This is a genomic window from Campylobacter sp. CCS1377, from assembly GCF_040008265.1.
GTDB lineage: Bacteria > Campylobacterota > Campylobacteria > Campylobacterales > Campylobacteraceae > Campylobacter_D.
Map to the genome: position 1 here is coordinate 1,073,696 of NZ_CP155620.1, position 25,141 is coordinate 1,098,836.

Consider the following 25,141-nt stretch of genomic DNA (forward strand, 5'->3'; position numbering starts at 1 on the left):
CAAAGAATTTATCTTATAAAAGTGAAGTTTATGTGAATTTGTTGTTTTTAAATTTGAAAATTTTATGAGCGAAATGTAAAAAATAAATTCTTAATTTTTGATTATACATCACATAACCGCCCAAAAGTCCCAAAATGCTTCCTAAAGCCACATCGATAAATCTTGCTTTTGTGATTAAATCCGCATCATAACTCATAGAAGTCGCGCTCTCTACTAAATAAGTCACATAAGGAGTGATAAAAACCATCGCCAAGGCATAGTTTTTAAACACGACATATTCTGTCATAAACATCAAAAACATCATGAGCAAAATAAAAGCAATAGGCGAAAAATGAATTTTTAACAAAAACCAAGCAAAAATCGCCCCAATAAAAGTGCCAATAATCCTTTGAAACTGTTTAATCCAAATAGCGCTTACGCTAATTCCTTGCATTACAGCCGTGCAGCTTACCCCAACCCAATAACTACGCTCCAAAGATAAAAACGAGCCTAAAAACATCGCAAAACCCACAAAAGCACCCATAATTAAAGAATCCACCACAGTGGTATTAAAGCCCAAATGCCCTCTAGGCGGAACTTCGCTGGGCAAGCTATTTTTAAAAACATAAATCACGCTTAAGGAATACAAAAAAGCCATCACATTTGCCACCATAGTCCCTAAGCAAATAAGTCCTATTAAAGTGATAAAATCTTTAACTTCAAAAGGTAAAAAAGTCCCTAAAATACAAGCAAACACAAAGAAAAAATAACCCGGCGCTCCCAAATCATAATAACGCACCAAAATAGAACTACAAGCTGCCACAAAAGCCACAACAAAAGGCGTTAAAACAGGCGATAAATGAGCCAATAAACCCAAAAAGAAAGAAAGACTTATACCAAAAGAAACGCACATCACCACAGCCATTCTATGGTGCATTGGGGTATTTGGCACATATAAAAATGCCGCCACGCCCAAAATCGCTATAAGTCCATAATCCATTCTTTGAAAAAACATAGCAACACTTAAAATCAAACCCACACCCAAAGCTGCAAAAAATGGAAGTTGCCAAACTCTTTGACAAGGATTAAATTTAAAAATGGGCGCTAGTTTTGAAAAATACTTTTTCAAGCCAAAGTTCCGTGTTTTTCATAATGAGAAATTTGCGTGCTTTGATTATCATCATCTACAAAAACCACGCAAGGTTTGTGATTTTTAGCCTCCTTAATATCGACATTTGCATAAGCCATAATAATGACTTTATCATTAATTTGCGCAAGTCTTGCAGCTGCGCCATTTAAACATATCATACCGCTATTTCTTTCTCCGGCTATGGTGTAGGTTTCGAAACGATCGCCTGTATTGACATTTACGATTTGAACTTTTTCATACTCTAAAATTCCGCTTTTTTCAAGCAAAGCCTCATCAATGGTAATGCTTCCTACATAATCCAAACGTGCCTCTTTTACTGTGGCTCTGTGAATTTTGGCTCTTAGCATGGTTACTTGCATTTTTTCTCCTTAAAAAATAAATAAATTATAAATAAGTTGGTTTAAAGTATAAAATTATATCTATAAAATCTTAAGTGTTTTTTAGCTATTTTACAAGGCTTTAAGATATTAGCTTAATAGCAATTATAAGACTTAGCGCTATAAAATAGCAATGGATAAAAGGATAATGGGTTTTTGTGTGGTTTTGTCATCTGGGCAACGCGAAGAAACTTTGTTTTAAAGAAATTTTTGTTTTATTGAATAAAATGGGTGATTGAATAGAAATTCTTCACATTCGTTCAGAATGACAAAAAAAGAAGGTTTGGAATAACGAAAAGATTGCTTAAAACGACGAGTGAATGGAATGTTTAGCGAAGCCAAGAGCCTTGCACTCTTGGCGTGGATTTTGTTTAAGTATAGGTTAAGCAAGGCTTTCTTATAATTTTTTGATGAAAAATTTTTTATAGCTGATTAAGTAATTTAATCAGCTCATTTACTATCTCTAGTAATTTTAAAACAATATCTAAAATCCTATTTATCATAGTAATTCCTTTCCCACCAAGAGAAATTAACCACTTAAACAAAGCAATTCTATCAAAATTTTCTTAAAATTTATTGTGTGAGCGGTTCTGAGCTTCGCAACACTGGGGTTTATCGCCAAGCAACGCAAAGGATTTTTGTTTTAAGGAAATTTTTGTTTTGTTAAAAAATGAAATGTTAGTAAAGCCAAGAGCCTTGCACTCTTGGCGTGGATTTTGTTTAAGTATAGGTTAAGCAAGGCTTTCTTATAATTTTTTGATGAAAAATTTTTTATAGCTGATTAAGTAATTTAATCAGCTCATTTACTATCTCTAGTAATTTTAAAACAATATCTAAAATCCTATTTATCATAGTAATTCCTTTCCCACCAAGAGAAATTAACCACTTAAACAAAGCAATTCTATCAAAATTTTCTTAAAATTTATTGCGTGAGAAGTTCCGAGGTTCGCAATGGTGAGGGTTTGTTACCAAGCAACGCAAAGGATTGCTCAGCATGACAAAAAAAGCTTAGAATGACGCACCACGCAAGGGATTTCTTCGAGTTGTACTCTCAAAATGACGAAAAAAGAAGGCTTAGAATATGAGTGAATGGAATGTTTAGCGAAGCCAAGAGCCTTGCACTCTTGGCGTGGATTTTGTTTAAGTATAGGTTAAGCAAGGCTTTTCTATAATTTTTGAAGAGAAATTAGAGCTGGTTAATTATTTTAATCAGTTCTTTTACTATTTTTAGCAGTTTTAAAACAATGTTTAAAAACCTATCTAACATAGCAATTCCTTTCCCACCAAGAGAAATTAACCACTTAAACAAAGCAATTCTATTAAAATTTTCTTAAAATTTATTGCGTGAGAAGTTCTGAGCTTCGCAACGCTGGGGTTTATCACCCAAACAACGCAAAGGATTTTTGTTTTAAGGAAATTTTTGTTTTGTTAAAAAATGAAATGTTAGCGAAGCCAAGAGCCTTGCACTCTTGGCGTGGATTTTGTTTAAGTATAGGTTAAGCAAGGCTTTCTTATAATTTTTTTGGTGAAAATTTATAGCTGTTTGATTAGCTCAAACAGCTCATTTACTATCTCTAGTAATTTTAAAATAATATCTAAAATCCTATTTATCATAGTAATTCCTTTCCCACCAAGAGAAATTAACCACTTAAACAAAGCAATTCTATCAAAGTTTTCTTAAAATTTATTGCGTGAGAAGTTCCGAGGTTCGCAATGGTGAGGGTTTGTCACCAAGCAACGCGAAGGATTGCTCAGAATGACGGTTAAAGTGTTTTAGGTAGAGATTCTTCGCCGTTAAGGCTCAGTATGACGGTATTTTGGTGCATTTGTGATAAAGTGTGCCATCTGGGCAACACAAAGGATTGCCCAGCATGACAAAAAGTGTGCTCCAAATCACTTCGGAGCGAGGCATTGATTCATAGCTTTAGCATTGTCACTTACTACGCAAAGCCTTTGTCTTTCTTCTCCTGCTGCTTCGTCGATTTCATTTTCTTCTTCTTCGTTTTCAAGCACTTGTGCATGATCGGTTACATCAGAGAACATTTTAGAGTCAATTTGTGGTGGCTCTGGTACTTCAGGTTGCTTATCTGGGAGATCTGGGATATCGCCACCTGGAATTTTACTTACATAGTCATAATCCCCTATTTTGCCACTTTCATCAGTGAATTTAAAGTGACCATTTGAATCTTTATCGGTTTTTACAAAAACACTAAGTATATAATCACTCTGACCTTTCATCACATCTTTGATATAAGCATCTGCTTGATCTTTGATTTCATTATATTTGGTTTGATATTCTTCAAGTTGCTTCATCGCATCTTTGTATTTTTGTGAATTCTCATCACCAAAAATTCCAGAATCAATCAAAGCTTTAAAGTCATTATACATTTTGCCCCAGTATATGAGTTGACTTTCATAATCTTTATATTTTTCATAGTCTTTGAAATAATTTTCAATTTTATCTTCAAAACCGCCGGCACCAAAGATGAAAGTCCATAAAGCACCTTTATCAACATTTAACTGATGTGCTTTTTGGTTATAAGTTTTAAATTTCTCTCCACCTTTTGCTTTGATGGTTTCTCCAAGTCCTTGCCCTTTTGAATCATAGAAAGCCATCATAAAATCCATAGCCTGACGAATACTTTCAAAATTCACATCGGCAACCTGTAAAATACTTAAAAGTTTTACTATATCGCCCTTGATTGCCGCTTCATAAGCTTCAGCAAAATCATTTATATCTAAAGTATAGTAACCATCAGTGATTTTTTTCAAAATCTCTTCTAAGATTTTATTATCATAATCATTGCTTGAGAAACTATAAGCTTTATCTGTGTAAGAGATATTAGTAAAATTCTTATTGATTAAAGAACCCGCATTATCAACTACTGCTTTTGGTGGAGTGATAGTTAAGTTATTACCTTTGCCAGTGTTAGTGATATTATTAGGATCGTTTGGAGTAAGATTGCTTACGCCAGATCCGCCACCGCTACCGCCATTGCCATTTTCATTACCATCAATGTCACCTGGTTGTTTGCTATTACCTACAAAACCACTTTCATCGCCCATATCTGCTTTATCATTGGCTAAACCCGTATCATAGTTGATATCATTATCAGTTGTAGCTGTAGTATCGCCCGCGTTATTTATAGTATCTTCGGAGTCACCAGTGATATCATCTATTTTTGGCGGAGTAAGATTTGCAATCTTATCAACCCCACCATCGATTATTTCTGTGATACTATTATCCAAATTTTCAGGTTTTTTACCTTCCGTAGAAACAACTTGATCTGCAGCAATATCATCTGAAGTTTTTGAAGTTGTCGGAGTATAATCATTTCCTATCTCACCTACACCAGTAGAACCTGTATAAGAGTTACCATCGCTAACACTAATATCACCTACATCAGTAACAGTGCTATCATTGTTAGCAGCTGAAGTGCCTTCCTCTTCATAGTTGGTTTCTTTCTCTGTACCACTTGGTCCGCTCACATCATCTTTTTCTGTTGCGCCAGTCCACTTGCCATCATTATTTTGATCTGCGATATTTATCACATCACCTGGCACAGCAATATCTGTTTTTCCTTCTGTATAAAAACCTAATTTTCCATATTTACTTCTAACTGCACTTTCCCACTGGCTGCCATTATCATTGTCGATTTGTCTTATCATCCTACTAGGGTAACCATTAGCACTCATAAATTTACCATCTATGCCATCTCCATCATATCCATTAACTCTCCAAGTAGTATATATAGTGATATTGTAATTCTTAGAAGGCTTGCATTGTCCTTGATTAGGGTCACATTTTGCTAGTATACCATTAATCCACAAATCTCCTTCTTGTTGATATGCGCCAACAAAGAAAGAATCGATTGCATCATTGCGACTACCTTGATTACTATTTACTGATAAGCTTGCAACATGTAAATAAACATCATTAATTGTTAAATTTAACTTAAGCTTTTTAGACTCTGTTGTATCGCGTGAGTATTCTTTGGATGTTAAGGCTGAAGCCATAGACCATTGAGCTCCTGTGGCATAAGATTTAATATTTTTCATCGCAATATCATGGATTGCTACATCACCTCTCATGGTTCCTGCAAAACCTCCTGAATAGGCTCTATTTTTCCTATCTTTAGAAGTAGCACTAACTTCTACACCGTTTACATAAATATGATCTATCGTTGAACCCCCTTGAATTTGACCCACTATACCACCTACATAAATAGGTTGACCATTATCTTGTGTAGCTGTTACTTTTATACCGTTTATATCGATATTTTGAAATGTTGATCCATTGGTAGTTAATCCTACTATACCACCTACATAAACAGTTGAATTTCTGCTAAGTGTTGCATTTACACCTAAATTGCTCTTGAAATTAATATTTTCAAATCTAGCACCAGCATCCACCTTGCCTGCTAAAATTCCCGCATATTGGATAGTATTACCATTAAGATGCATCCAAGCACCTTCTATTGTAATATTTTTAAAGACAGAGCCTTTACCTGCATTAAGAATTAATCCTGCATACATATTACCATCGCCACTACCACTAAATTTAATCTGATCGGTGCCTATATTAAAGTTTTTTAGAGTATGGCCGTTACCATTTAGAGTTTGACTTTCAAAATTATGTATCAAACCATAAGTATTATTTCCAAGACCATCTTTTTTAGCTAAATTCGCCCAATTAAAATCAATATCATTAAGCAAAACATATTCATCATAAGAGTTGATACCTCTATTTCCTTCGTTAAACCATTGCACAAAATCATACCATTCTTGTGCATTATTTCTTGCATTAGTATCGGTTGCGATATTTAAATATTTTCTAGCTGAGCCTGTCATTTGAGGACCATTTCCACCCCAACCACTATCATTGCCTCTTAGAGCTGAGATATCCATAGAAGTCCAGCTTTTATTTTTACCGTTATTTTCTATAACTTTAGCAAAAACCGTGTTAGCAAGTATATAAGCGTGGTTAGTATCTTTGCCATTGTAACTTCCTACACTTACTTTTTCAGCTAAACCTCGACCATCTTTACTTGAGATAGTGGTACCACTTTTATTTACATTGCCGTCTTTTTTGAGAATTTGCACTTCATTACCTTGCAAGGTAACATTTGTAGCTTGAATTTTACCACCTTGTAAATAAATATTTCCAGTTCCTGCACCTGAAGATGCAACAAAATCATTTGTAATAATAGTCCCACCGCTCATTAAAATTTTACCTGGGGTAGACAAATCTACTCTTGCTGCTTTAATCTCTGCACCATTTGCAATATCAATCCAATTTGCATTAGCTTTGAAAAGATTAATTTCATTGGTGATTTTAAGTCCACCAAGAGAAATTTTACCTCCTTTATTTTCACTGGTTTTTGCCATAAGATCTAAATTTAGCGTGCCATTTGCTTTATTGAAAATAGTATCTTTAAAATCAATATTTAAAGTAGAATTATTTCTACTTCCAATATAAAAATTCGCTGTGCCACCATTTGTTGTAAATGTTGCACCATCAAAATTTATATCGCCAGTTGAATTAAAGTTGATATTTTGAGTGTTATTATTTGTAGTAAGCTGTGAAGTTTTAAAGTCAATTTCTTGACCTTCAAAAGTTAAAGTGCCACCATTAGTGCCATTTACCCAAAGACCTTTGCCACTATCTTTATTGTTTTCAAATTTTACATATTTAGTTGAAGCATTACCAAAAGCAAATTTACCACTGTTTAGAGTAAAAGTTGAATTGGTAAAGAGAATTTGTTCGGTAAAAATACCTGAACCATCAGTGCCATTATTTATAGTAAAGCTTGCTCCATTAAATTTAGTCAACTTAGCGTTTTCGGCTTTGAAGGTATTAGCTGTAATATTTGAACCATTTTTAAATTCTATCAAGTTTGCTAATTTTAAAATCATACTTGTAGTATAAATGCTCGAATTATCAACTATAAAATCATTTGCACCTACATTGTTTCCATCTGGATTTGAAATTTGGATAAGATCAAGCATGCTATCACTTGTTCCAAATTGTGATTGAGTAAATTTAATCTTACCATTGCTACCCGAACCCAAATCTTTAGTTGTTCTTAGCCATATTTTTGCCGTATCGCCTGATTTTTCAATATTCGCTTTGTTAAATTCTATCTCTTTACCGCCATCTATAGTAAGATTGCCACTTAATTTAATAGAAGCTTTAGCATTGTCATTTTGTGCTAAGAATTTGCTTAGAGCTTTGATAGTTGAATTCCCGCTTAGTATAAGTTGTGAATTTTTAAGATTGATTGCATCAGCATAAATACTTGCAGATTTATTTGAAGTAATACTTGAATTATTCAAGATGTCAATAACCGAACCTGTCTCATTATCAGCACCCAAAGTTAAACTTTCGTTTGCTTTAATGCTTGAATCTTCAATTTTTAGATAAGCCTTATCAAAACTTGCATCAGTGTTAAGTTTCAATGTATTACCTTCAATATTAGACTTATTACTAATATATAAATAAGATCCATCTAAAGTGATATCATTAGCTTTTACAGTTGAACCCTTAATGGTTAAATCATCCTTAGCCCCAAGATCAAGTTTATTGATACCACTTAAAAAGCCACCATCTTTGCCTGTATCTACCAAAATACCTTTAGCTACAGCTATAATGTTTTGAATATTATTAAAATTTGTACCTGTTGAAAATTCTATTTTATTTGCATCGCCGTTATAGCCTTTGAAATTTAATGTTGAACCAGCACCACTAAAATTTGTGCCAGTAAAGCGTTGATTTTGCGCATAGAAATTAACAGTATTTTTAAGATTTATAGTTGCATTTGTTGCTTTTAATTCACTAGCTGATTTAAGCGTAGAATTATCAAGTGTTGTAGTTGAACCCTCTTTGATATCAATGAGCTTTTGTGCATCAAGAGTTGATTTTGTAAAAGTATTTGCTCCTGCAATGGTAATATAATCAGCATTTGAAGTCATTGTATCAATAGTATTTCCGCCTTTAAAATTTGCGTGCTTAGTTTGCAATTTAAAGAATGAGCTTTGCGCCTCATTTGTGCTTGCAGAATGCTTAACATTTTCAAGCTCTATTGTGCCATTATCTGCTGTAGTTTTAAGAGTAATCTCAGCCGAACTTTGCCCTGAATCAAGTGCAAACTCGGTATCTTTAGCTGTAATTTTACTTGTAGCTTCGATATTAATCTTATTAGCATTTTCATTACCGTTTGAATTTTTGTGTTTAAATACCGCATTCTCTAAACTTACAACATTACTTGCCTTTAAATTTAAAGCAGAGGAACCCCCTAAAATCGCACTAAGACCATCCTTGCTGCCCTTAATGATAATATCTTTAGCATTTGCATTAAGGGTTGAGCCACCTAAAAGGGAGATTTGAGAATTTAAAGACTTAAAGGTTGTTGTTTCTAAATCAAGTTTTGAGCTCTTATCTACAACAAGTTTTGAACCACTAAATGATATATTTTGTGCTTTAATAGAATTTTCATTTCCACCATTAATGGTAAGAGTTGAAGACTCATTAACACTTAAATCCTTAATTGCTTCAATGCTAAGTTTATCACTTGTGCTTAGTGAACTTGAGGCAATAACTGTGTTGTTGCTTGATTTTAGACTTAAATTTTTAGTATCTATAGTAGCTTTATTGAGCTCTAAATCTTTACTTGAATTTAGGTTTACATTGTTAAAGCCAGATATTTTTGTATTATTTGTTAAACCTATATAACCACTTGCATCTGTGGTTTGGAAGGTAATAGTAGAATCTTTGGCTGTATTATTAAAAATAGTTCCACTTGCTAAAATACTTTTAGTTGCATTAAAACTTAAAGCACTTGTGCTATTTGCATTAATAGTTGCAGAACCAAATTTCAAATAATTACTTGCCATAAAAGTCGCACTTGAAGCATTAAAAGTAATAGTTCCACTCGCAAAATTCATATCTTTTGCATAAGCGTTAATTTGCTTATTAAATGTTCCACCTTTTAATACAAGCTCTTTAAGACTTGAGTTATTAGCAGTGCTACTTCCTGTATCTGTAATACCATTAATATCAGTTTTTACACTAAAAATTCCACCTGAAATTTCGACTAAATTATCAGAGAGAAGTTTTAAATTCCCCTCACCGCTAAAAGTTCCGCCTAAAATTTTAAGTGCATTTGCGCCTTGCAAAGTAGCATTTGTATTATTTGTGAGTTTAGCACTTCCACTTACTTGTAAAATATCAGTAGCTTTCAAAGTAGCATCTGAAAAGTCTTTAATTTCTCCACCGCTTATATCTATCCATTTAGCATTAGCCTCTAAGGTTTTTGCATCGCCATTGCCTTGTATAATTGCTCCTGAAATAGCAATTTTACCTTTATTTGTATCACTTGCATTTAATGTAAGTGCATTAGCTTTGATTGTACCTCCGCTTATATCGATGAGATTTGCTGCACTTAAATTTGCTGTGAGTAAATTTAAAATGCCATTTTTAATCACAATTTGATTAGACATATCAGCTGTTAAATTACCATTTATGGTTGGATTTTTATCTGTATCACCGATGTTAAGCTGTGCACCCTTAATAGCAATAGTGCTTGAGTTATCACCTATTGTTCCACCCAAAATATCAATAACCGTAGTATTTTTATTTGCATCATCACCAAGATTAATATTTGTGCCCTTGAGAGTACCGCCACTTATTTTAATTAAATTCGCAGAAATTAAACTTAAAGTTTCAGCTTCCAAGCTTGCTGTACCTGAAATTTCTATCATACCATTATGCGTATCGTCTAATTTCTCTGTAGTAAATTTTAACTCTTCACTAGCTTTAAGTGTTCCACCACTTGCTTTGATATTTGTTGCATTAAAAGTAATGTTATTGGCATTTACGCTACCACCTGTAATGTTGATTTGATTTGCGTTAGCACTTAAATCACCCTCATTTACACTCACACTTGCACCACTAAAATCAATCACTTTTGGCTTACTGCCATCGCTTAAACCACTTAAATTTAAACTTGAAGTTGCAACTTCTCCTGATTTTAAAGCAATGTGATTATCTGATTTGATATTTAAGGCGCTAATGCCTTCTTTTATCATTGCACCAGCAATTAAAACTTCTTTTGCACCAAGTAAATTTAAGGCTGCAATATTTTTAAATACCCCACCATTTAGGGCGATTTGATTACTTGCTTTGAAATCCGCTGTTTTAAAATTTGAAATGGTTTTACTTCCACTTAAATTGATCTGCTTACCATCAATTGTAAGAGTACTTGAATCTTTACTTTTACCAGTTATATCAGTGTTAGCTAGTTCAATAACTGTATTTTGTCCTGTTTTGCTAATATAAGAACCATCATCTTTTTTTTCAAAACCCGATAAGGTTACATTTTCACCAGTGATAGAACCTGTGATATTAATATAATTGTTTGAGAAAAGATTAACAACTTTACCACTTATAGTTAAAGCACTTGGATCATCAAGCATTGCGATACCATTTTCGCCTATTAAAGTCAAAGTCTCGCCTGCACTTAAATTACCACCACCTAAGAAAAGTCCGCCTTTACCAGGTTGTCCATTAAGTCCTGTGCTAATAAGGGTTAAATTCTTACCCGCTTCGATATTGGCACCTTTTACTATATTTAATTGTGGTGCAGTGAGCTTGATATCATCAGTTGATTTTAGTGCAATACCAAGTTCAATAATTTGCCCTGAAACAAACTCAATAAATTTACCACCGTTATCAATTGTTCCGCCTGTTAATGAGATTTTTTCTCTACCTTCAAGGTAAAGATCAGGTGTTTTAATCGTTCCATTTTTAACATAAACTTGTTTTGCATAGCCTTTGATGCTTGTTTTAGCTCCAACTTCACCACCATTAAAAATGATTTGTTCTACACGCTCATTTGAATCCGCTTGTGTGTCGCCTATAGTAATAGTATCAGCGTTTACTTTCACATTATCTGCAAATTCTACAGTTCCTGTGGTTTTGCCATTCATTGAACCAAATGCGATGAAGTCAATATTTTTTGTGGCTGTAATCTCGCTTGTTCCGCCTAAGAAAATATAATTTTTAGTAATAAAATTAATATTTTGTGCGTCTATTTTACCGCTAGTAATTTCAACTCTTTTATCACCTGAAATTTCAAGATCGCCACTAATATTAAGGTTTGCTCCTGCGATTTTAACTAAATTTGTACCTAATAATTTCGCTGAAGTGGCCATAATATCTGCTTTAATTAAAGCAAGATTATGGCTAGCTTGTAAAGTTAAAGTGGTTACATCAATATTTGGAGTCACTTTACCATCTGCTTTACCAAGGATAAATTGCTTTACATTATTAGCCTTTAATTCACCCGTTTCAAACTCTCCACCCCAAATTTCGACATTTGCTTCATTGCCAGCAAATTCTATACTGCCTGATTTAGTACCACCTGCATTACCAGTTGAAATAGTTCCACCTTCGATACGAAGTAGATTGTCTTTGCCATTTTGGGTGAATTTGATAGAAGTAGCGGCGTTAATAATACCATTAATAATATGAGTGTAGCCACTATTTGTAAAGTCTATAGTAGCACCTTGTAATTGTGTTTTTGTACCATCGATCAAAATAGATTTAATCGCCTTTAAAACAAGTGCGGTAGTGGCATTTATATTCGCACTATCAGTGATATTGATATTTTGCGCATTTGTATCGCCTAGAGTGATATTATCGGCATTTAAAGCACCTTTAATATTAAGCTCATCAGTGTCGATTTTAATATCACCACTAGCTTTTAAACTTGAGCCATTATCCAAATTTAGCTCGCTGTTGCCACTATTTGCTTTTTCAACTATAGTTAAATCTCCACCTGTAGCTTCTAATTTTGCATTATCTTTAATGTTTAAAAGTCCACCAGTATTTAAAGTGATATTTGCAGCCTTAAATGCACCACCGCTAAATTCCATAGCCTTAGCTGTGATATCGGCATTACCTGTAGCTGCGAGTGTGCTAGTATTAATGCGTATCCACTGCGTAGCATCAAAGTCAAATTTTCCACTAGCGTTAATATTAGCATTTACAAGATTAATCTCACCAGCATTGACAATAAAATCTTTTACACTAAGCTCTTCTGTAAGAGTATAGTTGATTAATCCATTATTTGAACTTTGCAGGGTTAAACTTCCATCACTTCCAAAATCAAATATACCACCTTTTAAATCAATTTGCTTTTTACCATCTAAAGTAAAAGTGCCATTTTTTACATTAAATGTGCCATTATTAATTACGATTTTATTATCCGCTGTAAATTTTAAATTACCATTAGCATTAAATGTGCCACCATTTGTGTTGATTTGATTGGCTGTGAGTTCAAATTTATCGCCTGTATTTTCTAAAGTACCACCACTTATATCTATAATACCACCTTTTGTAATATCACTATTATTTGGTTTCGCATTTAATATGAGCTGATTGGCTTTTAGTGTACCAGCACTGATGTTGATCTTATTGAAAGTATTAAGTTTTAAAAGACCATTTAGAGCTTGCAAAGTAGCATTGCCTAAAATGTTAATACTTTGTCCACCCCAAATACTAAAATCAGGGGAACTACCATTTTTAGTATCACCCGTAGCTGTAAATGTGCCGTTATTAATATTCACACGATTATTTGCACTTAAATCTATAGTTTTTGCATCAAGGGTTAAATTATTTTTATCTTTTTCACCTATATTAATCTCTTGCGCGTCGATATCGATAGTTCCATTGCTTGCTTTTAAATTTGCAGAACCTAAAATATCAATAACTTTACCAGTGCCATTTGCTTGATTATCAGCCTTTGCTTGTATGCTTAAAGTTCCACTTGTAGCTTCTAAACTAGCATCTTTTATAGAAATCCAGTTATTTGAGTTAAGATTTACACTTGCACCTTTTATACTTGTACTGTCACCTGAAATTTGAAGGCTACCAAGACCGTTTAGAGTGATATTTTTACTGCTTTCTAACTTACCACTTTCAATGATGAGCTGTTTTGTAGCATTAAAGGCAATATTATCTGTAGCAACTAAATTCATATTTTTAAAATTAATACCACCAGCATTACCACTGCCGTTATAGCCATTTATAATAAAGCTTGTAACTTTCAATTCACCATTTCTTGAAATATCCACCAAGCCATCGCTTGAGAGTATGAATTTTGAAGTGTTGCCAAAAGTTCCACCACTAAATTCTATACCTGCTTTACCTTTGAAATTTAAATTTGCTACCGCATTAAAGTTTCCACCTTTAACACGAAGATTGTTTGTAGCATTTAGCGTTAGGGTGCTAGCTTTAAATTCTACGCCACTACCTGTGCTACCATTTTCTCCATTTTTGCTTATAATTTGTGAGGCATTAGCTGTGATGGTGCCACCATTTGCTTCAATAACACCACCTTGCAAATCAATAACACCTTTATCTGTAGAATTTGTTGTAGTTGTTAATTCTACACTTTTACCTTTTAAATTTCCACCGCTTATAGTGATAAGATTTGTAGCATAAAGTTTTAGAGCATCAGTGGCATTTAAAGTTCCGTTTTGTATATCAATATATTGCGTTCCACCATTTTGTGTACCAAAATTTAATTTTGTAGCGTTTAGAGTACCACCATTTAAAACGATACGCTTTGAGTTAAGATTCATTGTTGTGGCATTCCAGTTTGCACCGTTGTTGAAATTTAACTCATCTGCACCGCTGGTGTTTAGGTTACCTACATTATTAAGCGTTCCACCACTTATAGTGATTTCAACACCGCCGCCTTGACCATCACTTGCATCATTGTCAGTGTATTTATCATTTATACCTTTAATATTTAAGGTGTTTGCCTCTAGTGTACCTCCACTTATAGTCATCACATTATGAGTGATAAGATCCATAGTATTTGCTTTTAGCTTAGCTGTGCCTGATAGGGCAAAATTATTATAAGCTTCAAGATGTAAATTCTTGTTAGCTTGAAGTGTGCCTGATTTAAGATCAATATAATAAGATTTAAAAGTTAAGTTTTCGCCTTTAATGGTTTCCCCATCTCCAAGACTTATGTCTATATTGCCACCATCACCTGTACCAATATCAATTTGTCCATCATCCATACCATCGCCAAAACCCTTCTTAAGTTCGACTTCTTTTTTGGCATAAAGATCAAGTTTTTTAGCATCAAATTTAGTGCCGTCGACTACAATTTTATGATTTGCATCAGCATTAATTGTGCCTTTTTGAACATTAATTGCACCACCTTTAAAATTAATCTGATCAGCTGTAATAACAATAGCTTCTTTGTTGCCATCAGTTTTATCACTAGTAACTGTTGTGCCATCAAAGTCTATTGTTCCACCTTTATTACCACTAATCTTACCTATAGAAGAAAAATTTAAAAATCCACCTTTGATATTTCCACCTTTTAAATGGATATAATTATCCGAGATGAAATCAGCATTTATACTTCCTGTAATAGTTCCACCTGTTATTTCTATAAGTCCTTTGTTTCCATCTTTTGCAGTGAAATCCAAATCATTACTTGTTACACTACCATTTTTCATATAAATTTGTTTGGCTGTGAAAGTTAAAGTATTAGTGCCTTTTATCGTTGGTTGGTTTGTGCTATCGCCAACAGTGATTTTATCTGCATCGGCAGTGAAAGCATTGTTTGCGCTAAATGAACCTTTTGTAATATTTAGAGTTAAAACTCCACCATTGATTTTATCTATATCAATATTTTTTGCTGTGATTGTACCACCACTTAAATCAATAAGATTTTTACCGAGTAGTTTTAGAGTACCCGAGTTATTAAAAGTTCCACCGCTGATATTAAGATATTTATCTGCACTTAAAGTTACATTTGTGGCATTGATATTACCACCTTTAATTAAGAGTTGATTGTCTGTAGTGGTGAAATTTACATTACCAACACTATTTTCTATAGTACCGGAATTATAAGTGATTTGTTTAGCGTTGGCATTTAATATATTAATGTTTCTAAAAGTGTTATTTGTAAATTCTATGGCATTTGCCGCTATAAAATCAAGTTTTGCAACATCACGGTATTTTTGCGAAAAAGTCGAGTCCTTTAAGCTTATATCCCCATCGCTTTTAAACCGAGCTGGGTTTGTTCTATCCATGAAAACAAAATGCGATTTATTGACCCCAATGTATTTATTAGAATAAGCATCAAATTTCCAATAAGCTCTAAGATTTGCATTGTTAAAATTGAGAGCATTGCTTGCTTTAAAAACCATATTATCAGCTGATAATTTTGTACCTTGATTTAGATTGATATCATTAGCTTGCAATTCTAAGTTTTTAAGAGTTGTATCAGTATTACCACTAACATCGTAATTTGGTGTAGTAGTGCTTTCTATATTGATAATACCACCTTTTCCACCACCACCCTTAGAAAGCATTTTTAAGGTTTTTCCAGCAATATTTAATACCGTATCTTTGATATCGATTTTATTTGTAGCTTGTAAGTCGATATCAAGACTATTAAAAGTTACACCATTAAAAGCGATTTGGTTTGTGGCGTCTATGTCAACTTTAGCCTGATTTGTACCAGTAATAGTAGTGTCTTTATTGCCTTTTTTATTAAGCTCTACTTGATAAGCATCAATATCTAGAGTGCCACTTAAATTTAAAGTCGCACCTTCTAGCTCGACTACAGATTGGTTTCCTGTGCCTTTTAAAGTAATGTTTGTAGCGTTTGTTAAAGTAGTATCTTCGAGCTTAATCCAATTTGATGATAAACTTTGATTAGCAGCACTAATAGTGCCACCGTTTAGATTTATAGCGTCTGTGGCTGTTAAATTTATAGTGTTGGCTGTGATATTAGCTGAACCTTGTATATTGTCCGCGTTAAATGTTAAGGTAGAATTTACATTGATATCTGATTTTTTAGAAAGGTTGATTTGTCCTTTTTGCGAATTTATACCTGCTTTAGCATTTAAATTTGTAGTATTTATCACACCGCCTGTGAATTGTATTAAAGTAGAGGCTGTGAAGTTGATATTTTTGGTATCGATTTTACCATCTTCTACATTTATAGCATTAGCTTCTACTTTTAAGCCAGCAGCTGCATTTACCCCACCTGCAAAAACGATTTTATCACCTACAAGAGCAAGTTCACTTACTTTAATATCTGCACCCTTTTGGATATCAATATTACCTGCAATGCTTGGCTCAAAAACGGGAGAAAATTCACCAGTTTGCATAAATTTTTGCATTTGGACATCGTTTAAAGCCTTAGTTGAAACAGCGAATTTATTTGCGTTAATACTGGCACCGCTACCAATAATGGTGCCATTTGGATTAACTAAAAAGATATTATTGGTCCCACCATTTAGCTTTCCAAAAAGCTTGGATGAATTTTTGCTATAATCAAGATTGAGATAATAATGTCCATCGGTGGTAAAATTTACAGTTTCACCTGCACCAATATTAAAACCACCACCCCAAGCGATTACATGCTTACCTCCGCTTGTAGTTCCAGTAATATTCATATTATTACCATTTTGACTAATATTACCATGAGAACCATTAACGAAAGAGCCACCTGATGGAAGTGCCAAAGCAGAATTAAAAAGCATAGAGCTAACAACAAAGCTTAAAGTAAGATGTTTTCCCAAACTTAAATCACGCATAAAGAGATCCTTTCATTTTCAAAAATCCAAGACCCCCCCCCCCATAACCGTTAATAAGATATTAACTTAATGAGAGAGAGCGTCATAAAGTATTAAAAAAGTAACATTTTAAGTTAACTATTTTTTTACTTTTAACTTACTTGATTATAAATCTTAAATACTTAAAAACAATTAAAAGCTTATTTACTTTATTAAAAATAAAATCTTATTAAATGAAGGAATTTTGGGATTTATTGGATTTATCATACATTAAATAATACAAAATAAATTTAAAATATTTTATATTTTTTGCGTTTTTTTTGGTAAATATTGTTTTATTTTGCTGGGTTTTTTGTGAATTTTTATTTAAGAAATCAAATTTTTTATTTGTTTTTGTTTAATTAAGAAATGTTTAATGTGGTTTTTTGGTAGAAATTTTTTGCTGATGCTCAGAATGACGGTTTTAAGTGAGTTGGAGTAGAAGTCCTTCGCGGTGCTCAGAATGACGAAAAAAGAAGGTTTGTTTAGAACGACGAGCGAATGAGGTTTAGTAAATCCAAGAGCCTTGCACTCTTGGCGTGGATTTTGTTTAAGTATAGGTTAAGCAAGGCTTTCTTATATTTTTTTGGTGTTTTAAGAGAGCTGGTTAAGTAATTTAATCAGCTTGTTTATTACTTCTAATAATATTAAAATTACATTTAAAATCTTTTCTATCATTAGTAGCACCTTTCCCACCAAGAGAAATTAATCACTTAAACGAAGTAATTCCATCAAAGTTTTCTTAAAATTTATTGCGTGAGAAGTTCCGAGGTTCGCAATGGTGAGGGTTTGTCACCAAGCAACGCGAAGGATTGCTTGGTATGGCAATGTGGGTGCTTCAAATCACTGTAGGTTTATCGCCTAAGCAACGCATCTAATAGCAATTATAAGACTTAGTGCTATAAAATAGCAGGATAAAAAGGATAATGGGTTTTTGCGTGGGGTTTTTAGTGAAGCATACCCCCCCCCTTTTTTTTTTAATCGGCTTAAATCTAGAGATTTTTAAAATCAATCAATCGTCAATAAAAAATTATCAATCAATCTTGTCTTGCCGATATAAACCGCAATAGCGCCTAAAACTTGGGTATTTGCCTTTATATTATCTAAGATTTGCATAGAATTTGCATCGACGATTTTTACATAATCAATTTTTGCCAAAGGCTCTTTGTTAAGCTCTTCTTTCATAGCTTTAATGATATTTTGAGTGCATTTTTCGCCTTCTTTAACGCATTTTTCACCCAAAAAAATCGCACGACTTAAGCATCTTGCCGCCACTCTTTCTTCCTCATTTAAATAAGTATTTCTCGAGCTTTTAGCTAAGCCATCTTCTTCGCGAATGATAGGACAAATTTCAAGCTCTAAATTCATATTTAAATCCTTAACCATACGCTTTACCACCATACACTGTTGCGCATCTTTTTGGCCAAAATAAGCCTTGTTTGGACTAATGAGATTAAAAAATTTAGTCAAAACCGTGCAAACTCCCCTAAAATGCCCTTCCCTACTTAAACCGCAAAGCTCATTAGTCAGTCTTGTTAAATCCACAAAAGTGCAAAATTCTTCATCATAAAAATCTTCAACCCTAGGCGTAAAAATCACATCCACACCCAAACTTTCGCAAAGCTTAGCATCGCGCTTTAAATCCCTTGGATAGCTTGCTAAATCTTCGTTTTTGCCAAATTGTATAGGATTGACAAAAATGCTTACCACAACCTTATCATTGCTTGCTTTTGCAGCTTTAATCAAACTGGCATGTCCTTCGTGTAAATATCCCATTGTTGGCACATAACCTATGCTTAAATTTTGTTTTTTATAATCTTGAGTGATTTTTTTGATTTCATCTAAATTTTCAATGATTTGCATATTTTTTCCTTAATACAATTTTTCTATGAGTTCATCATCTATACTGAAACTATGTTCTAGGCTCGGGAATTTTTCTTCTTTAACTTCTTTAATATAAGAGTTTATACCTTGTTTTAACACTTCTTTTGTATTGGCAAAATGCTTGACAAATTTCGGTTTAAATTCATCATTTAAACCAAGTAAATCATGATAAACCAAAACCTGTCCATCGCAATATTTGCCAGCACCTATGCCGATGGTTGGAATTTCAAGTTTTTTAGTGATGAGTTGGGCAAGTTTTTCAGGCACGCATTCTAAAACAAGCATCACTGCACCCGCATCTTGTACGGCTTTTGCATCATCGATAAGCTTTTTAGCTGCCTCCAAAGATTTACCTTGCACTCTATATCCACCCAAGGTGTGCAAAGACTGAGGCGTAAGCCCCAAATGCGCCACAACAGGAATGGAAGCTTTACTGATAGCACTAATATGCTCACAAAAATCGGCTCCTTCTAATTTCACCGCATTTGCACCCCCTTCCTTAACTAAACGACCGGCATTTACAAGTGCATCATAAACACTGCTTTGATAAGACATAAAAGGCATATCCGTTAAAACAAAGGCGTTTTTTGCCCCACGAGCAACTGCAGCTGAGCAAAAAAGCATATCTTGCATACTCACACTTAAAGTATCTTTATAACCCAAAACCACCATTCCCAAAGAATCTCCTACTAAAATCACATTAACCCCAGCCTCATCAGCAAGTTTTGCACTAAAATAATCATAAGCGGTTAGCATGATGATTTTGTCTTGATTTTTCTTTTGATCTTGTAGGGTGAGTATGGTATTTTTCATTTTTTTCCTTTATCTAAAAAATTTAAAAATCTAATTATAAAACCAAAACTTGAAAAAGAAATAAAAAATTTATGTTAAGATTTTGTAGCAAGATTAAAAGTAAAAAAGGAATGAGAATGGATTTTGACACAGCGATAAAAACAAGACACGCTTGTAAAATTTTCAAAGACACCAAAATAAATCAAAAAGACTTAGAAGTCATACTTAATGCTGGAATTTTAAGCCCTAGCTCCCATGGTTTTGAGCCTTGGAAATTCTTAGTTTTATCTAAAAAAGAAGACAATATTTTACTAAGTCAAGCTTGCTATAATCAAGAAAATGTCGCCACAGCAAGTCATAATATCATTTTACTAGCAAGAAGCGATCTTAAGTCAAAAGATGAATTTGCCAAAAAGCAAGTAAGAAGATTTTGCAAAGATGAGGAGCATTTTAAGAAAGTGTTACAAATTTATACTCACAAAACAGATAAAATGAATGATAAAGAACTTTTTCATTATGCTCAACTTCAATGCTATCTAGCTTTAATGCAAATGAGTTTAACGGCGATGAATTTAGGTATTGATTCTTGTATGATAGGAGGATATGAGAAAGAAGAAGTTGAAAAAATTTTTAATATCAAAAAGCCTTTTGAATGTGCAGTAATTTTAGCTTTAGGCTACAAAAAAGACGAGCCAAAATATAAAAAACAAAGATTAGATTTTAAGGAAGTGGTGCAATACTTATGAAAAATTTAGAACTATTTGAAAAAAGATTTTCGTGTAGAAATTTTAAAAACGAAAAAATCAAAAACGAGGATTTAAACTTTATACTTAAGGCCGGTGTGATGAGTCCTAGTTCTTTAGGGCTTGAGCCTTGGAGATTTTTAGTGGTGCAAGATGAAAAATCAAAAGAAGAAATCGCAAAAATTGCTAACAATCAAAACCATGTAAAAGAAGCAAGCGCTATCATCGCTATCGTTTCAAGGCTTGATTTTACAGAGTATTTTGAAGATAAATTAAAAGCAAGAAATTTAAGCAAAGAAGAATTAGAAAAAAGACTAAAAACCTATAGTCCTTTTTTGCAAAATATGAATGAAAATCAAAAACTAGCTTACGCAAGAGAACAAGCTTTTATCGCACTTGGCTCCATGCTTTATGCGGCAACCTTGCTAGATGTTGGCACTTGCACTATAGGCGGCTTTGATAAAAATGCTTTAGATACATATTTTAAATTAGATATCAAAAAAGAACAAAGCACAGTTTTAATCGCTTTAGGATATAAAAAAGACAGTCAAATCCCTAAAAAAGCAAGATTTTCTTTTGATGAAGTGGTAAAATTTTTATAAAAACTCACATGATTTTTAATGTTAAATAAGGAATTTTGAGCCGTTATTATCATTTAAATATCTATTATTCTAAATTATCACTGATATATTGATTCTAAGTGAAGCAAAACACAACGAAGAATCCCTATGCCTAGTATCGATTTGGAGTTATTGCCAATCTGTTATTCTAAATAATAGCGAAGAATCTTCTATTCTTCTAATGGAATTATCTGTATTTTAGATAATTAGAGTTTTTAAAACAGAGATCATTTATCTATAGACTCAAGGTGACAAAAAAGTATTCTGAAATGTTCTTATCTTCAGCATAATAAAAGCAATAAATTTTTAAAATTGATTTTAGTCATTTTTTTATAAAGATTTTTTTGCTAATTTTTCAAAAAAATAAAAAAGGATATACAAATGAAATACGAAACCATCGATGCTCAAAGCATAGCAAAACTTATGCATAACTTTTATGAAAAAATAAGATATGACGAAAATTTAGGACCAATTTTCAACAAAGCCATAGGAGAAAGCAATGAAGAATGGCAAGAACATAAAGAAAAAATTGGAAATTTTTGGCAAGGAATGTTGCTTGGAGAAGGAAATTACAACGGACAACCTTTAAAAGCACATATGGATTTAGCACCTTTTCCACAAGAATTCTTTGATATATGGCTTAACTTATTTGAAAAAAGTCTTAATGAGCTTTATAATGAAGAGATGTCGGAAGTGATACTCACAAGAGCTAAAATGATAGCTAGAAATTTTAAAAATGTTTTGTATGGACGCTAAGCTTTTTCACCCTTGCAAAGTCCTGCTTCTATCAAAAAGCAAGATGGAGCGTAATTGCTTTTTTTGATCTTATCATACTTAGCATAGCTTAGATACAAGGTATTTTTCGCACGCGTTACGGCTACATAAAAAAGTCTGCGCTCTTCTTCTAAGCTGCCACCCATGGACATTAATTTTTGATTAGGAAAACGTCCGTGAGCTAGATCAATCACAAAAACCAAATCAAACTCCAAGCCTTTACTTGCGTGTATGCTTAGCAAATTCACGCCTTTTCCACTACTCATTTCGCTAGAACCTAGAGTGAGAAAATTAAAATATTTATAAATATCAGAATAATTTTTTGTTAATTCTTTTAAAACGACCATTTTGGAATTAATCTTTTCTAAAGCCTCGCTTTTTTTAAGCAAATCAACATGGCCTGATTTGTTTGTCGCCCTTTTAGTGGCTAAAATATCACAAATTTCAGCAAAAAGTTCGTGATTTAAAACCAAATTTACAAGTTCGCTAGAACCACGACAACCCAAAGCTTTTTGTATATAAAAATACATTTTTTCTAAATTTTTGGCACAGCTTTCATTGATTTTTGGTAAAGCCAATATGGGATGAGAATTGAAATTTGACTCCAAAGAAAAACGATCGGAGTTTGCTAAATCTTCTAAATCATCAAAAAGCCCTAATTGATAGCTTCTTTTGGCACTTTTTTTGATATTCACGCTTAAATTTGGCTCCAAAAATCCTTTTTTTAAAGATCCTTCACCAAGTTTTAATAAAGCATCAAAAATATCTTTAGCCAGCACCCCACCCACACCCTTGCAATAACTCAAAATGTGTATAAAAGCCATAACATCTTTAGGATTTAAAACTATAGCAAGTAAGGCACAAAATGCTTTAACCTCCGAGCTTTCAAAAAAACTCCCACTGCCTTTTCTAAGACTTGCAATACCTTGTTCCCTTAAGGCAACTTCGATGCCATCAGCACTTGAGTTATTACGAAAAATCACTGCAATATCTTCTAACTTTACCCCGCTAGTTAAAATGATTTTAGCTATATTTTGATACTGATCAAAAAGTTCATTAAAAGTCAACAAAACCGGTGCTTTAAACTCGCCTGTTCTTGTGACTATAAGTTCTTTAGGATAAAGCCTTTCGTTATTTAAAATAACTTTGTTGGCAAGAGCGAGTATACTTTTAGAGGAACGATAGTTTTTATTAAGCGTAAAAATTTTAGCGTCCAAAAATCTATCTTTAAAACCACCAATAATTCCAATATCTGCACCATTAAAAGCATAAATACTTTGATCATAATCACCCACGCAAAATAAACTTTTACTTTTAAAAGCATCGATTAATGAACCTTGTAAAGTATTTGTGTCTTGATACTCATCGACTAAAATTTCTTCAAAATCGTATTTTTTGGTTTTTAAAAGTTCTTTAAGCTTGATAAGTAAATCATTAAAATCGACATAATTAAAACGCTTTTTTTCCTCTTCGTATTCTTTTAAAATATCTTCATAAATTTCAGCATAAATACTTTGCTCTCCATAATTTTTAATAAACCAATCTACAAAATCTTCATCTTTGCTTTTATTTTGAAATAAAGAGTAAATATCATATAAATAACTTGGCATATAAGGCTTAAGATCGCTTAAATGATGGAAAGTTCTTTTTTCAAATACGCTTTTTAATAAAGTTTTTAACTCACTAGCTTGTTTTAACATGATATTATGATCGGCTTCCTTAAGCAAGGTATAAGCGGTACTATGAAAAGTTCCTGCAATGATTTTTGAAGTGATGTTTCTGGCAAAATGGCGATTAAGCCTTGAAATCATTTCTTTACTTGCTTTGTTGGTAAAGGTTAAAAGCATAATTTTTTCAGGACTTATGCCTTGATTTAAAAGATAGGCTATGCGAGCAACGATAGTAGAAGTTTTACCTGTTCCTGCACTTGCTATGATTAAATTATGTCCAAAAGGAGCTTTAACGGCATTTAGTTGTTCTTCATTAAGTCTTGAAAGTGGCATCATTTTCCTTAAAAAAATGCAAATTATAAAAAAAAATTACTTAAAAATTATAAATTTGGCTAAAATACAAAAATTATTTTTTGTTTAAGGATTGTTTATGTCAGCAAAAAGCTTTATTATTGTATTGTTTTTGATGATAGTTTCTGGATTTTGCGGAGCTTTTCTTTGCTATTTATTCTTAAATTTAGATCGTTTTTATGAAAACAATAGCGAAGTGAATGTAGTAGAATACAATTTACCTTTAGATGATGAGAATATCAGCATGGATGAAAAAAGTCAAAATTTTGAAAAAGAAGAACAAAACCTTACAAATACTCCATTAGAACTAAACAATACTTTACAAACAAGCACTCAAAACATTTTTGAAAGCAAAGAAAAACAAAGAAGTCAAATTGCCAACGCACACGATGAAGATATACTTGAAAATCCACAAATTCCACAAGAGCATTTTATCAGTGATATGCCACCTACGATTTTAATCCCAAAAGAAAGTGAGTCACAAAAAACAAAACCTCAAACAACAAAAAACAAAAAAGAAACTAAAGAAAACACCAAAGCAAAACAAAGTGCATCAAAAAACAAAAAAGATCACCTTGTTAAAGAACTTAGCAATAAAAACTTTCAAATTTATATTAAAAATGGCGAAGAATTAAGTGATTATCGCCTAGAGCTTCTAAAAGATATGTTTAAACCTTTATATGAAAACATTAAAGATGCAAAGATTAAAATTCTCATTACTCTATTTGATAATAATAACATGTCTTTAAAATTGCAAAATTTAAGTCTGAAAAATAAAAAAAATAAAAATCCCCAAGATTATATCAATCTCACCAAAAAATCGATTAACTTCCATTATCAAGCCAATGAAATAGATAATTTTAGCAATAAAAATTCTTTAATAGATTTTATTGAAAATTATAAAAATAACTCCCTAATTAAACTTGTAAAAATCAAAGCCTATTCTGATGGAAAAGGTAGCGATTTTGCAAACTATATGCTGGGTTTAAAAAGGGGTACATATTTAGCTCATTTTTTCTTAAATTTTAGTGAAGAGATAGAGATTGTATCTTTTGGAAAAGAAAATTATCCTAAAAATGCTAGAAATTCAGAAGAACAAAGATATCAATACCGAAAAGTTGAGATCAGTTTTTAATCTTAACTTTTTAAA

10 protein-coding genes are annotated in these 25,141 nt (G+C 32.7%); 4 read left to right on the plus strand and 6 right to left on the minus strand.

Going from position 1 to position 25,141, the window contains the following annotated elements:
* Positions 1 to 28 precede the first annotated feature (28 nt).
* The 5 genes from AAH949_RS05505 to panB form a co-directional block, all read right to left on the minus strand.
* Positions 29 to 1,108 (minus strand): FUSC family protein, encoded by a 1,080-nt coding sequence (locus AAH949_RS05505; RefSeq protein WP_134239023.1) that lies wholly within the window; start codon positions 1,106 to 1,108, stop codon positions 29 to 31.
* Positions 1,105 to 1,488, minus strand: a complete 384-nt coding sequence (gene panD, locus AAH949_RS05510; protein WP_134239022.1) for an aspartate 1-decarboxylase — start codon at positions 1,486 to 1,488, stop codon at positions 1,105 to 1,107. Before panD ends, AAH949_RS05505 begins: the two co-directional genes overlap by 4 nt.
* Positions 1,489 to 3,399: 1,911 nt before the next feature.
* Positions 3,400 to 17,139 (minus strand): hypothetical protein, encoded by a 13,740-nt coding sequence (locus AAH949_RS05515; RefSeq protein WP_348518171.1) that lies wholly within the window; start codon positions 17,137 to 17,139, stop codon positions 3,400 to 3,402.
* A 1,026-nt stretch (positions 17,140 to 18,165) separates the two neighbouring features.
* Positions 18,166 to 19,020 carry a pantoate--beta-alanine ligase gene (gene panC / locus AAH949_RS05520; protein WP_134238940.1) on the minus strand — a complete coding sequence of 285 codons (855 nt, stop codon included), beginning with the start codon at positions 19,018 to 19,020 and terminating at the stop codon, positions 18,166 to 18,168.
* A 9-nt stretch (positions 19,021 to 19,029) separates the two neighbouring features.
* Positions 19,030 to 19,854, minus strand: a complete 825-nt coding sequence (gene panB, locus AAH949_RS05525) for a 3-methyl-2-oxobutanoate hydroxymethyltransferase (RefSeq protein ID WP_134238939.1) — start codon at positions 19,852 to 19,854, stop codon at positions 19,030 to 19,032.
* 116 nt (positions 19,855 to 19,970) lie between these two features.
* On the opposite strand from panB, the gene AAH949_RS05530 reads away from it, so the two are divergent.
* From AAH949_RS05530 to AAH949_RS05540, 3 genes are all read left to right on the plus strand, one after another.
* Entirely contained in the window at positions 19,971 to 20,579 is a 609-nt protein-coding gene (locus AAH949_RS05530; protein WP_348518172.1) for a nitroreductase family protein, read from the plus strand.
* Positions 20,576 to 21,178 carry an NAD(P)H-dependent oxidoreductase gene (locus AAH949_RS05535; protein ID WP_348518173.1) on the plus strand — a complete coding sequence of 201 codons (603 nt, stop codon included), beginning with the start codon at positions 20,576 to 20,578 and terminating at the stop codon, positions 21,176 to 21,178. Before AAH949_RS05530 ends, AAH949_RS05535 begins: the two co-directional genes overlap by 4 nt.
* A gap of 399 nt (positions 21,179 to 21,577) precedes the next feature.
* Complete coding sequence (locus AAH949_RS05540) at positions 21,578 to 21,952, plus strand: group III truncated hemoglobin (protein ID WP_134238936.1); 375 nt, start codon at positions 21,578 to 21,580, stop codon at positions 21,950 to 21,952.
* On the opposite strand, the gene AAH949_RS05545 is transcribed toward AAH949_RS05540, so the two are convergent.
* Entirely contained in the window at positions 21,949 to 23,973 is a 2,025-nt protein-coding gene (locus AAH949_RS05545; protein ID WP_348518174.1) for an ATP-dependent helicase, read from the minus strand. The genes AAH949_RS05540 and AAH949_RS05545 overlap by 4 nt on opposite strands.
* Positions 23,974 to 24,070: 97 nt before the next feature.
* Here AAH949_RS05545 and AAH949_RS05550 point away from each other — a divergent pair, with 97 nt between their 5' ends.
* Positions 24,071 to 25,126, plus strand: a complete 1,056-nt coding sequence (locus AAH949_RS05550; protein ID WP_348518175.1) for a hypothetical protein — start codon at positions 24,071 to 24,073, stop codon at positions 25,124 to 25,126.
* Positions 25,127 to 25,141 lie beyond the last annotated feature (15 nt).